Annotated in this window: 11 protein-coding genes and 1 tRNA gene; 6 read left to right on the top strand and 6 right to left on the bottom strand. The window is 71.0% G+C overall.

Annotated features, from left to right (window positions below):
- The first annotated feature begins 4 nt into the window (after positions 1 to 4).
- Positions 5 to 89: transfer RNA gene (locus OHO83_RS11745), tRNA-Leu, on the top strand.
- An 82-nt stretch (positions 90 to 171) separates the two neighbouring features.
- Here the strand turns inward: OHO83_RS11745 and OHO83_RS11740 are convergent.
- Positions 172 to 1,410, bottom strand: coding sequence for a L,D-transpeptidase (locus tag OHO83_RS11740; RefSeq protein WP_266676770.1), 1,239 nt, complete (start codon positions 1,408 to 1,410; stop codon positions 172 to 174).
- A 119-nt stretch (positions 1,411 to 1,529) separates the two neighbouring features.
- Here OHO83_RS11740 and OHO83_RS11735 point away from each other — a divergent pair, with 119 nt between their 5' ends.
- From OHO83_RS11735 to OHO83_RS11725, 3 genes are all read left to right on the top strand, one after another.
- The gene (locus OHO83_RS11735; RefSeq protein ID WP_330279414.1) at positions 1,530 to 1,742 is read left to right on the top strand and encodes a hypothetical protein; all 213 of its coding nucleotides are present in this window, start codon (positions 1,530 to 1,532) and stop codon (positions 1,740 to 1,742) included.
- A 142-nt stretch (positions 1,743 to 1,884) separates the two neighbouring features.
- Positions 1,885 to 2,406 (top strand): hypothetical protein, encoded by a 522-nt coding sequence (locus OHO83_RS11730; RefSeq protein ID WP_443066042.1) that lies wholly within the window; start codon positions 1,885 to 1,887, stop codon positions 2,404 to 2,406.
- Positions 2,407 to 2,680: 274 nt separating this feature from the next.
- Entirely contained in the window at positions 2,681 to 3,409 is a 729-nt protein-coding gene (locus OHO83_RS11725; protein WP_330279412.1) for a Mut7-C RNAse domain-containing protein, read from the top strand.
- Here OHO83_RS11725 and OHO83_RS11720 read toward each other — a convergent pair.
- Positions 3,355 to 4,821 (bottom strand): APC family permease, encoded by a 1,467-nt coding sequence (locus tag OHO83_RS11720; protein WP_266675412.1) that lies wholly within the window; start codon positions 4,819 to 4,821, stop codon positions 3,355 to 3,357. The genes OHO83_RS11725 and OHO83_RS11720 overlap by 55 nt on opposite strands.
- 196 nt (positions 4,822 to 5,017) lie before the next feature.
- On the opposite strand from OHO83_RS11720, the gene OHO83_RS11715 reads away from it, so the two are divergent.
- Both OHO83_RS11715 and OHO83_RS11710 read left to right on the top strand, forming a co-directional pair.
- Positions 5,018 to 5,626, top strand: a complete 609-nt coding sequence (locus tag OHO83_RS11715) for a TetR/AcrR family transcriptional regulator (protein ID WP_329433398.1) — start codon at positions 5,018 to 5,020, stop codon at positions 5,624 to 5,626.
- 57 nt (positions 5,627 to 5,683) lie between these two features.
- Positions 5,684 to 7,651: an oxidoreductase gene (locus OHO83_RS11710; protein ID WP_266675414.1), complete on the top strand. Its 1,968-nt coding sequence runs from the start codon at positions 5,684 to 5,686 to the stop codon at positions 7,649 to 7,651.
- A gap of 42 nt (positions 7,652 to 7,693) precedes the next feature.
- Here the strand turns inward: OHO83_RS11710 and OHO83_RS11705 are convergent, their stop codons facing one another.
- The 4 genes from OHO83_RS11705 to OHO83_RS11690 all read right to left on the bottom strand — a co-directional run bounded on the left by OHO83_RS11705 (position 7,694) and on the right by OHO83_RS11690 (position 12,157).
- Entirely contained in the window at positions 7,694 to 8,437 is a 744-nt protein-coding gene (locus OHO83_RS11705) for a GntR family transcriptional regulator (protein WP_266675415.1), read from the bottom strand.
- A 104-nt stretch (positions 8,438 to 8,541) separates the two neighbouring features.
- A complete protein-coding gene (locus OHO83_RS11700; protein WP_266675416.1) occupies positions 8,542 to 9,708 on the bottom strand; it encodes an acyl-CoA dehydrogenase family protein in 1,167 nt (388 codons plus the stop codon).
- Entirely contained in the window at positions 9,705 to 10,937 is a 1,233-nt protein-coding gene (locus OHO83_RS11695; RefSeq protein WP_266675417.1) for a CaiB/BaiF CoA transferase family protein, read from the bottom strand. The genes OHO83_RS11700 and OHO83_RS11695 overlap by 4 nt, the downstream gene beginning before the upstream one ends.
- On the bottom strand, positions 10,934 to 12,157 hold the full coding sequence (locus tag OHO83_RS11690; RefSeq protein WP_266675418.1) for an MmgE/PrpD family protein: 1,224 nt from the start codon (positions 12,155 to 12,157) through the stop codon (positions 10,934 to 10,936). The genes OHO83_RS11695 and OHO83_RS11690 overlap by 4 nt, the downstream gene beginning before the upstream one ends.
- Between the last annotated feature and the right edge of the window lie 250 nt (positions 12,158 to 12,407).

The raw sequence follows: 12,407 nt of genomic DNA, 5'->3' as shown, positions 1-12,407 counted from the left end.
CCTTGTCCGGGTGGCGGAATGGCAGACGCGCTAGCTTGAGGTGCTAGTGCCCTTTATCGGGCGTGGGGGTTCAAGTCCCCCCTCGGACACAAGAAGCAATAACGCAAGCAAGGGCCCCGACCGGATGGTCGGGGCCCTTGCTTGTGCTGATGCGAGCGGAGTGACGCCGCGTCAGCCGGTCGTGCCTCCCGCGACCCACTCGCTCCACGGCATGTTCCAGTCACTGAGGCCGTTGCCGGGGGCCAGCTTGGTGTGGTCCGTGGAGTTCTTGATGATCACGACGTCGCCGGTCATCGAGTGGTCGAAGAACCATGCGGCCGGCTGCGTGCCGTCGTCGCCGGCCCTGGCGTCCTTCAGGCCCACGCACCCGTGGCTGGTGTTGACCTTGCCGAAGACCGAGTCGGCACCCCAGTAGTTGCCGTGGATGAACGTGCCCGAGTCGGTCAGGCGCATGGCGTGCGGTACGGCCTCGATGTCGTACGAGGGCTTGCCGTCCTTCTCCGTGAGGCCGACGCTCGCACCGTTCATGTGGATCTGCCGGTACTTCTCGGAGATGACCATCCGGCCGTTGTACGTCGGGTGCTCATCGCTGCCGGACGAGATCGCGATCGTCTTGATCGTCTTGCCGTCCTGTACGACGGTCATCCGCTTCGTTTTGGCGTCGACCGTGCTGACCTGGCTCCGGCCGACCTTGAACGTGACCGTCTTCTGGATGCCGTGGTCGGTGAGTTTGACGGTGACGGTGGAGCCGGCCTTCCAGTAGTTCTGGGGGCGGAAGTCCAGGCGGCCGTCGTTGAGCCAGTGACCGGCGACGCGCTGGCCGCTGCTGGAGCTCACCTGGATCTTCGACGCCATGGCGGCCTTGTCGCTGATCGCCCTGTCGAAGGTGACCGTCACCGGCATGCCCACGCCGACGGTCGAGCCGTCCTCGGGGGAGACGTGCCCGATGAAGTCGCCCGCTGGGGAGACTGTGGTGATCGAGGCGTTCTCGGTGGCGGAGCGGCCCTTGGCGTCCGCGGCCTCCGCGGCGATCTGGTACCTGGTGGCTCGCTCCAGCGGCTTGTCCGGCTGCCAGGACGTGCCGTCCGCGGCCAGGGTGCCCGGAATCTCGGTACCGGTCGCGACGGCGGCCATGGTCACCTTGGTGAGCTTGCCGTTGCTGACGGTGACCTTGACGGGGTCGTCGATCCCGACCTGGTGGGCACCTTGCCCGGGCGTGATCTTTATTCGGGCGTCGGAAGCGTCCTGCGCGCCGGCCTGCTGTCCCTTCGTCTGCGAGTGAGGGTGATCACCATGGCCGTTTCCCCCGGTGGCAGCCTGGCTCGCCCCGCCGAGGGCCGTGAGTGCGAGTACCCCGCCGAGCACGCCGGCCGTAGCCGTCAGAGCGGTGGTCCGCTTACGTACCGTGATCAAACCGTCTCCCGTCCACTGGTCGTCGAATGCCTGGGGCCGGTCGCCAGTGGAGAGCGACCAGCCCCGAGCGAACCATTTATGCATTTATTCGACCGGAAATGGGCAAATTGTGGCGAATGCAACGCATCGTGCCGGGCACGTTCTCCGGCTGGGACGAGGACAGGGGGCAGGGGCAGGGACAGGTGCTCGGCCATCCGCAGGAACCCGACGTTGAAGTCCTGCTGCGTCGGCGAGAACGGGACGTTCTTGCCCCGCCCGTCCGACAGGACGGTGATCGCCGGGTAGGCGATGTAGTGCAGGGCGTGATCGTCGGCCACGCGGCCCGCTGAGCGCGCCTCTTGGGGTGAATCGGGGCTTGCGGCTCTTGCCATACAGGTCGCCCGCATGTCCGCCGCGTACACGTGATCGGATACGCTGCGGCGCGATGTATGACGTGTACACCTCTGGTGTGCGAGCCCCTGAAGAGGAGAAATGTCCGTGAAGCAGCGCCCGGCACTCGCCGGCCTGACATTGATGCTCGTGGCCGTTCTGAGTGCGTGCGGTGGGGGTGCGGACAAGGGCGACGGTCACGGCGGGGGCAAGGGCGGTGGGTACTCCAGGCCGCACTCAGATCAGGTGCGTGGTCTCTACGACGCCGTGCGGCATCTTCCGCGCAAGACCGTCAAGGGCACCCGCGCGCACATGGTCAAGGAGTGTGATCCGGCCACCCGGAAGGTCAAGCACACCTCGCGCAGCGGCAGTGGCAAGCGTAAGACGACTCGTACCTGGTACACCACCGAGCGCTACAAGCAGTGCCACAAGGTCCGCAAGGGCAGCGAGACGTACACGCGTGTCGTGCGGACCGAGCGGTGGTGTGTGCGGCTCGACGACGTGAACGGGAAGCCCGCCAAGGACGACCTCTGGTTCCGGGTCAGCCACGCCACGTACAGCGACGTCCATGGCAAGGACGAGCACGCGCGCGTGAAGTTCGAGCCGCGGGCGCGCGGCTGCTGACGCGGTCGGCTCACCGAGTGGCCGGCTGCAGTCGCTGCGCCAGGTGACGGGCGTAGCGGCAGGGTTGGCCGTGGAGAGCATTGCGCAGCGTGCCGAAGAGGGTGACGTGCCCCGGTCGGCCCCGGCTCGTCGAGCCGAGCAGGACGGGTGGCCATTCGTCGGCCGGCAACGGAGGGTCGCGCGGGTCGTCAGGCGGTTCGGCGCGCGGCGCCCCCGCTTCGTGCGAGGGAATAACCGCAGGTCCCCGCCCCTGCGCGCATGGCATCCTGAGCCGATGAACGGACCGGAGATCCTCGTCAGTGTCGTGCCCGAGTTGGAGTTGTTCGTTCCGCATGCGCGGCGCGGGGGCGCTGCCGTTCCGCTCGTCACCGACGGCGTGTCCACGCTGGGGCATGTGATCGAGTCGCTCGGCGTGCCGCTGACGGAGGTCGGGGTGCTGGTCGTGGACGGGCGTGAGGCGGCCTTCGGGCACATTCCCGTGGCCGGGGAGCGGGTCGAGGTCCGGGCCGTCGTCCGGCCGCAGCGGGTCGGGGGAGCACCGCTGCGGTTCCTGCTCGATGTCCATCTCGGCACGCTGGCACGGCGGTTGAGGCTGCTCGGGGTCGACGCCGCGTACGAGTCCACGGACATCGGCGACCCCGCGCTCGCGGCCCGCTCCGCCGCCGAGCGGCGCGTCATGCTCAGCAGAGACCGCGGGCTGCTGCGGCGGCGCGAGCTGTGGGCCGGCGCGTACATCTACAGCGACCGGCCCGACGAGCAACTACGCGACGTACTGGGCCGGTTCACGCCCGAGCTGCACCCCTGGACCCGGTGCACCGCCTGCAACGGGCTGCTGAAGGATGCGCGTAAGGAGGACGTCGCCGACCTGCTCGAAGGCGGGACGCGCGGCACGTACGACGTCTTCGCCCAGTGCCGCGCGTGCGGGCGCGTGTACTGGCGGGGTGCCCATCACGACCGGTTGGAGGGGATCGTGGAGCGCGCGGTCGCCGAGTTCGGGGGCTGAGGGGCCGCCTCGTCCTGCGGCGTCAGCGGCGGTTCGATGCGCCAGGCGATCCGTTCCCCGTCCTGGACCACCCTGCGGTACGCGTACAGGACCACCGAGATCAGCAGGATGCCGACGGCGAGGAAGGACTCCGTCGCGCCCCCGTAGCCCGCGAGGGACGGATGCGTGACGCCCACCGAGACGATCACGATGTTGAACGCCAGGATGACCCAGGCGACCGGGATCCAGGCGCGGGCACGGCGGATCGGGCGGGGCCAGTCGGGACGGTCCTTGCGCAGGAGCAGGAAGCCCGCGACCGCGAGTGTCATGGCCACCAGATAGCCGAAGTTGCTGGCGATGAGAATGCTCAGGGGTTCCCCGAGCAGGACCACGATCGCCGCGTTGACGAGGGCGTCCAGGGTGAGGGCCCGGCCCGGCACGCCCCAGCGGTTCACCTTGTCGAGCTGCCGTACGGTCATGCCCTCTCGCGCCAGGCCGTACAGCGCCCGGCCCCCGTCCGCCGTGCACGACACCATGCCGAAGAACATCGAGACGATCAGGATGAGGACGCCGACGTCGGAGAAGCCGCCGAGCGCCTGGGTGAAGGCGGTGGCGAACGCGCCGACCGGGTCCGAGCGCAGCGTCTCCTCGCCGACGCTGCCGACCGTGGCGAGCGGGACGACGAAGAAGACACCGAGGGAGATGAGGGACGTCAGCCGCAGCGCCTTCGCCGTGTCGCGCGCCGTGTCGCGGTACTCGGGCGCGAACGACGCGCAGATCTCGGTGCCGTACGTCGTCCAGGCCGTGACGTAGAACCACACGATCAGTGTCATCCAGCTGCCGCCGTGGTACCAGGTCAGACGGGACGCGTCCCAGCTGCCCGGGTGCAGGAACGGGGCGATGACGACCACCGCGAGACCGCACATCACCAGGGCCGCGACGGCCTTGGAGACGCTCGCGGCCAGCCGCGCGCCGAAGTAGTTACAGGCCCAGCCGCCGGCGATCGCCAGGACCGCGAGCGCCTCCGGAAGGCCGATGCGGTGGCCGGGGAACGGGATCGACGGGGCGTGCGGGAACCACTGGGCGGTGATGAGGTGGCCGATCGCCGCGCCGTTGACCGCGATGCTGAACGACCAGCCGATCCAGTAGCCGTACGACGCCACGGCGCCCAGCGGGGCGAAGTAGCGCTTCCAGCCCTCGGTGGCGTACCTGCTGATGCCGCCGGACATGCCGGGGAACATCGCGGCGGTCTCGGCGAACAGCATGTTCTGCGCGAACGCGACGAGTGCCCCGACGCACCAGATGGTGATCGCCGTCCAGCCTCCGATCGCGCCCACGGTGTAACCCACCGTCAGGAGCAGGCCGTTGGGGATCACCATGGCGATGGCGAGGCCGTCGCGCCAGGTCAGGGACTTGTGGAGCTGTTGGCTCAAGGGGGCCACCTGTCTCGGTCGGGGGCTCACGGGAGAAGGTCCGGCGCGGCGAAAAGTGATGCCGCCGTGCTGTGTCGGCGGTCACAATAATTCGTTATTGTTGGCCGGGATAGGGGTTCGGCAGTGGCCAATTCCAGAGGGACCGGTTCCCGGGCGACGGGTTCCGGAGCGACCGGCACAGAGACGAGGGGCGGGCATGGGGGAGAAGGAGAGCGGCGGCGACGCGGGCGAGGCGCAGCGTGAGCGGATTCTGCGGGCGGCCGCCCTGGTGATGGCCGAACGCGGCTTCGACGCGGCGCGCATGAGGGACGTGGCGCGCGGCGCCGGCGTGTCCATCGGGCTGCTCCAGCACTACTTCGACACACGCGACCTGCTGTTCCGCGAAGCCTTCGAGTGGTCGATCGGCGAGCTCATCGCCCGCTGGCGCAAGGGCGCGTCCGCCGAGCCCGACCCGTGGCGCCGCTTCGAACTCCTCGTGCGCGAACTGGCCGACGACCCCGACCTCCAGCGTCGGTGCGCGACCTGGACCGAGTTCTGCGCGAGCGCCGCCCGCAGGCCCGAGCTGCGCGACGGGGTGCGCCGCGCCCACCAGGACTGGCGCGAGCTCGTCCTCGGCATCGCCGAATCGGGCGTCGCCGCGGGGAAGTTCGCGCCCGTCGTGCCCACCGACGTCGCGGTGCGGTCCGTGCTCGCCGCCGTCGACGGCTGCGACATGGCCGTGGCGTCGGGCAGCGGCATGGGGGCGGAGGGCTACGCCGCCGTCATCCTCGCCACGGCCCGCTCGGTCCTCGGTGTACGCGACTGAGCTGTTTCCCTCTCACCTCACTCCATCCGAGCCGCAGTTCACAGGAGGCACCGCGCCATGACGTCGACCGCATTCCCGCACCTGTTCAGCCCGCTCGCCATCGGCGGCGTGACGCTGAAGAACCGCGTCCTGTCCTCCGGCCATGACACGGTCCTCGTCGAGGGCGGGCAGGTCACCGACGATCTGGTCGCCTATCACGAGGCGCGCGCGGAGGGCGGCGTCGGGCTCATCGTCGTACAGGTGGCGGGAGTTCACGAGACGGCGCGGTACACGACGCATGTCCTCATGGCCACGGACGACTCGTGTGTCGAGGGGTACCGGCGGCTCGCCGAGGCCGCGCACCGGCACGGCGCCAAGGTCTTCGGGCAGCTCTTCCATCCGGGACGCGAGATTCTGGAGTCGCGCGACGGCTCCGCGCCCGTCGCCTGGTCCGCGTCGGCGACGCCCAGCGAACGCTTCCATGTGATGCCGCGCGCCATGACCGAGGCCGAGATACGCGAAGTCGTCGACGGGTACGGAGAGGCGGCCCGCAGGTTGCGCGCCGCCGGGCTCGACGGGGTGGAGGTCGTCGCCAGCCACGGCTACCTCCCGGCTCAGTTCCTCAACCCGCAGGTCAACGTGCGCGCCGACGGGTACGGGGGTGACGCGGACGGCCGGCTGCGGTTCCTGCGCGAGGCCCTCGCGTCGGTACGGGCGCACACCGGACCCGGCTTCGTGGCCGGACTGCGCATATCCGGCGACGAGTTGAGCCACGACGGCCTCACCGCCGAGCTCGCCGTCGAGGCCGCGGCCCGCCTGGACCGCGAGGGTCTCGTCGACTATGTGAGCGTCTGCGCCGGCTCGTCGGCGACGATCTCCGGGGCCGTGCACATCGCGCCCCCGATGACACAGCCCGCCGGATACACCGCACCCATCGCGGCACGTGTGCGGGCGGCGGTCGAGGTGCCGGTCATGGTCGCCGGGCGCGTCAACCAGCCCCAGGAGGCCGAGCAGATCATCAAGGAGGGTCAGGCCGACGCCTGCGCCATGACCCGCGCTCTGATCTGCGACCCGGACATGCCGGGCAAGGCGAGCGACGGCCGCACGGAGGAGATCCGGGCCTGCATCGGCTGCAACCAGGCCTGCATCGGCCACTTCCAGCGCGGCTACCCGATCTCCTGCATCCAGCACCCCGAGACCGGCAGGGAGCGCCGGTTCACGCGGCTGCCCCTGCCCACCAGGCGCCGGAAGGTACTCATCGCCGGTGGCGGTCCCGCCGGGCTCAAGGCCGCAGCCGTGGCCGCGTCCCGTGGGCACGACGTCACCCTGCACGAGGCGGCGCGGCGCGTGGGCGGCCAGGTGCTGCTCGCCCAACTCCTGCCGGGACGTGCCGAGTTCGGTGGTGCGATCACCAATCTGGAGGGTGAGGCGCGGCGGGCCGGCGCGCGGATCGTCACCGGGTCCCGCGTCGACGCCGAGCTGCTCGACCGTGAAGAGGCGGACACGCTCGTCGTCGCCACGGGCGCGGTGCCGCGCCGGCCCGCGCTCGAACTCCTCGACGACCCCGTCGTGCTGGACGCCTGGGACGTCGTCCGCGGCACCGTCGACGTGCCCAAGGGCCGGATCGTCGTCGCGGACTGGCGCGGTGACTGGATCGGCATAGGTGTGGCCGTCCAACTCGCCCGGCAGGGGCGGAAAGTGACGCTGTGCACGACCGGCTTCGGTGCCGGTGAGCATCTTCAGCAGTACGTGCGCGCGTCGATGCTCGCCGAGGCCGCGCGGGCCGGCGTCGAGACCGTGCCGACGGTGCGCCCCTACGGCGCCGACGCCGACACGGCGTACTTCCAGCACACCCTCACCGAGGAGCCGGTGATCATCGAAGGGGTCGCGGCCGTCGTCCTCGCCCAGGGGCACGACCCCGTGGCTGAACTCGCCGGCCTGGCGAACGGACGGGTGGGTGAGGTCCTGATGGCGGGGGACTGCGTGTCACCGCGGACCGTGGAGGAGGCCGTGCTGGAGGGGCTGACGGTCGCGTCGTCGCTCTGAGACACGCGGACACGACCGGTCACCGGCCGCGCCGTGCGTGCCTCAGCGCGGATGGCGGCGCAGCCGCACCCGGTACGAGTAGTGCTCGGGAACGAAGTGGCTGACGGCCAGCTCGACCGGGCGGCCCGACGCCGACAGGTAGAGGCGGTCGATCCGGAGCAGCGGATGCTGCGGCGGGCAGTCCAGCTGGGCCGCCACCTCGGCCGACGCGACGGCGACCGTGACGGACTGCTCCGCCTCCGCGATCGGCTCGGGCAGCCGGCCGTCGAGGAGGCCGATGATGGTGACGCGGCTGTCCGTGCCCGCCTTCGTCAGCTCCGGGCGGTCCGCGACGAGCGCGCCCACGTCCGGCGGCAGATGCACCGTCGTCAGGCAGAACGGGGTGTCCTCGTGCAGCCGCAGGAACGAGAGGTGGTCCACGCGGTCGGAGCCGACGCGCAGCCTGCCCGCCGCGTCCACGTCGACCCGGCGGCGCAGCGGCGACACCAGGCGCATCGTCGTGTCGAGGGAGAGCGCCATGAGGTCCTCGACCGAGCCGAACTGCCGCAGATACTGCTCCTCGCGGGGTGCGGCGAACGTGCCGCGCCCCGGGACCCGGTGCACCAGGCCCTCCGTGACCAGGTCCTGGAAGGCGCGCCGCACGGTCTGCCGGCTGAGCCCGTGCGAGGCGGCGAGCTCCGCCTCCGTGGGCAGCCGCACCCCCTCGGGGTAGTCGTGCCGCAGGATCGCCTCGCGCAGCTCGCGCGCCAGGCGTACGTAGGCGCTGTCACGCCCGGGGGCCGCCATCTGTGTCCCCCTCGTCCGCTCTGTGCGTGTCGTACGCGTCATGTCTGCCGTTCACCGCCCTGCCTGTGCCGTGAGTCTAATGGCCGTACAAGGCGGTGCGCAGGTCAGACGTCCAGACCGCCCCGCGAGACCAGCTGGCGCACGATGACGTTGCGCTGGATCTCGTTGGTGCCCTCGCCGACGATCATCAGGGGCGCGTCGCGGAAGTAGCGCTCGACGTCGAACTCGGTCGAGTAGCCGTAGCCTCCGTGGATACGGACCGCGTTCAGGGCGATCTCCATGGCCGTCTCCGACGCGAAGAGCTTGGCCATGCCCGCCTCCATGTCGACGCGGCGGCCCGCGTCCGCCTCGCGGGCGGCGTACAGGGTGAGCTGGCGCGCCGCGGTGAGCGAAGTCGCCATATCGGCCAGGTAGTTGCCGATCGACTGGTGCTTGTAGATGGGCTCGCCGAACGTCTCGCGCTCCTGCGCGTAGCGCAGTGCGTCCTCGAACGCGGCCCTGCCGACGCCGAGCGCGCGCGAGGCGACCTGGAGGCGGCCCGTCTCCAGGCCCTTCATCATCTGCCCGAAGCCCTTGCCCTCGACGCCGCCGAGCAGCGCGCCGGCCGGGACGCGGTAGTCGTCGAAGGTCAGCTCACAGCTCTCGACGCCCTTGTAGCCGAGCTTCGGCAGGTCGCGCGAGACGGTGAGCCCCGGGCCGTGCTCGGCGAGCAGGATGGAGATGCCGCGGTGCTTCGGCTCGGCCGCCGGGTCCGTCTTGCACAGCAGCGCGATCAGCTGCGAGCGGCGGGAGTTGGTGATCCAGGTCTTGCCGCCGTTGACGACGTACGAGTCCCCGTCGCGCCGCGCGACCGTGCGCATCGCCTGGAGGTCGGAGCCGCCGCCCGGCTCGGTGAGGGCCATCGTCGAGCGGATCTCGCCGGTCGCCATCTTCGGCAGGTAGCGGTTCTTCTGCTCGTCGGTGCCGAAGTGCAGCAGCAGCTTGGAGACGACGGTGTGGCCGCCCATGGCGCCGGCGAGGCTCATCCAGCCGCGTGCCAGCTCCTCCGTGATCAGCACGTAGCAGGGCGTGGAGACGGGCGTGCCGCCATACTCCTCGGGGATCGCCAGGCCGAAGATGCCCAGGTCCTTCATCTGCTCGATGAGAGCCTCGGGGTAGGTGTCTGCATGCTCCAACTCGCGTACGACCGGCTTCACCTCGCGGTCCACGAAGTTCCGCACGGTCTCGACGATCAGCTGCTCGTCGGTGGAGAGGGTGTCGAGGGTGCTCACTTCGCGGACGCTCCTTGTTCGTGGTCGTGCGTGGTGTCGATGACGCCCTGCGCCCGCAGCCGCTCGATGTCGGCGGTGCTGCGGCCCAGGGCGGTGAGGATCCGTTCGGTGTGCTCTCCCGCGGCGGGCACGGGGTCCATCCGGGGGGTGACGCCGGAGAGGTCCGCCGGGGGAAGCAGGGCCTGTACGGGTCCCTGCGCGCCCGGCACGGCGATGTCGCGCCAGCGGTCGCGCTCGGCGAGAGCGGGGTGGGCGAGGAACTCGGCGATGGAGTTCACACCCGCGTTGGCGATGCCGGCCTTGTCGAGGAGCGCCATGGCGTCCTCGCTGCCGAGCTCGGCGAAGCGCGCGGAGACGGCCGCGTTGACCTCGTCGCGGTGGGCGACGCGGTCGGCGCCGGTGGCCATGCGGGGGTCGTCGGTGAGTTCGGGACGGCCGAGGACCGTGGTGCACAGGGCCTGCCACTCCCGCTCGTTCTGGATGGAGAGCAGCACCTCCTTCCCGTCGGAGGCGGTGAACGGGCCGTAGGGCGCGATCGTGGCGTGCTGGGCGCCGATGCGCGGCGGCTGCGTGCCGCCGTAACGCGTGTAGTAGGCGGGCTGGCTCATCCACTCGGCGAGCGCCTCGAAGAGGGAGACCTCGACGGCGGGCGCGCGCCCGGTGGTGGCCCGCGTGTAGAGGGCGGAGAGTACGCCGCTGTACGCGTACATGCCCGCCGCGATGTCGGCGACGGAGATGCCCACGCGGGCGGGCTCGTCGGGCGAGCCCGTGATGGAGAGCAGCCCGGTCTGGCACTGCACGAGCAGGTCGTAGGCCTTGCGCTGCGACCAGGAGCCGCTGGTGCCGTACCCGCTGATGGTGCAGGGGATCAGGCGGGGGTGGCGGGCCTGGAGCGCAGCGGGGCCGAGGTCCATGCGGTCGGCGGCACCCGGGGCGAGGTTCTGGACGAACACGTCGGCGTCCGCGAGGAGTTCCTCCAGGATGTCCCGGCCCTCCTGCGACTTGAGGTCCAGGGTGAGGGACTCCTTGGAGCGGTTGAGCCACACGAAATAGCTGGCCTGGCCGTGCACGGTGGTGTCGTAGCGGCGGGCGAAGTCGCCTCCGCCGGGACGCTCGACCTTGATCACGCGGGCGCCGAGGTCGGCGAGCTGGCGGGTGGCGAAGGGCGCGGCGACGGCCTGTTCCAGGCTGACGACCGTGATGCCTTCGAGGGGGAGCGGATCGGTCATGCGGGGTCCTTCCCGGGAAGTTCGGTGAGGAGCAGGGCGCGGGCCGACTCCCAGGTCGTGTCCTTGAGCAGAGCGGGTACGTCGCTGCCGCACGCGATGAACTTCTCCACCAGCTCCTCGTCCGTGGGCGGGCGCTGGGGCGAGCCCGGGGGATGGGCGAGGGCGGAGCGCAGGACCCGGCCGTCGGTGAGTGTCACCGCGAGGTCGACCTCGCCGTCGAGGAGCCCGGCACCGCCCTCGGTGTGCTCTGTCTCGACGGTGGCCATCAGACGCCGGGCCTCGGGCCGGCCCACCGCGTCGTCCGTGAAGGCCCCGAAGCCGGGGAAGCCGTCGAGGAGGGCCGTCGCCACCGCGTACGGGAGGCTGAACTTGCCTTCGAGCCCGGTGTCCGGGTCGTCGTGGATGAGGGGGTGGACGGTGGCCCCCGGCGTGGTGACGCGCACGGCCGTGACGTCGTCGGGGCCGCACTCGGCGCGCAGGTCGCGCAGCGCCGCGATCGGGCGCTGCATCGCGTAGCAGCAGGGGAACATCTTGATGGCGAGGCCGCCGGGTACGGCGGGACCGCCGCTGTGGGGCACACCTCCGCCGGCGCCGTCCGCTCCTTGCGCGCCCACCAGCTCCAGCCACGCGTCGACCGCCCGCGGGTCGGCCGTGGCGCCGGCCCGGGCGAGGCGCGCCGCCCGCACCCCCGCCTCCGCCGCGAAGCCGACCTGGAGCGACTTGCTGTGCGTGCCGAACGCGGCCTGGACCCCGCTCGCGCCGGGCACCGCGAGCGCCATGGCCGTCGCGAGCCTCTCGGGAGTGAGGCCCCAGGCGACGCCCGCCGCGACGGCCGCCGCGGGGGCGCCCGCCGTGCAGGTGGCGTGCCAGCCCGCGGCGTAGTGCGACCAGCCGAGCAGCGTGCCGAGCCGGGCCATGACGCCGGCCCCGGCCAGATAGGCACGCGCGTCGCCGCCCGCCGCGAGGACCGCGGGGACGATCACGACGCTGATGTGTGTCGTGGACTCGATGTGCAGGTCGTCGAAGTCGAGGACGTGCCCGACCGCGGCCCAGCGCGCCGCGTCCGGCAGCTCGGCGGCCAGCGCGCTCACCGGGTGGTCGCGCGCGGCGAGCGTGACCGCGACCGTGTCCAGGAGGGAGCGGCGGGCGAGCGCCAGGTCCTCGGCGTCGGGTTCGTATCCGTACGCCCACTCGGCGAGCGATTCCGCGATGGCCGGCATGGCTTCCCTTCGTACATGTCCTGCACTGCGTGATTACTTTGTACGGCCAAATCGCGGGGTCGTCAATGCCGCCACCGCAGGGCAACTTAAAGCTTTCACATGCAACTTCATCCCTGGGGGGTTGACTGGACGCCCGGCGGGGCGGACGCTGGGCCGCGTTTTGTACGGCACAATCCGTCATTGAGGCGGCCACATCGATCGGTCTGTCCAGCCACCCGTTCAGGTACCTGGCAACCCACCTGTCCACCGG

The sequence above is a fragment of the Streptomyces sp. NBC_00569 genome (assembly GCF_036345255.1).
In the GTDB taxonomy this organism is placed as follows: Bacteria; Actinomycetota; Actinomycetes; order Streptomycetales; family Streptomycetaceae; genus Streptomyces.
The sequence above is the reverse complement of the archived record's forward strand: the minus strand, read 5'-3'. Positions and strand labels throughout refer to the sequence as shown.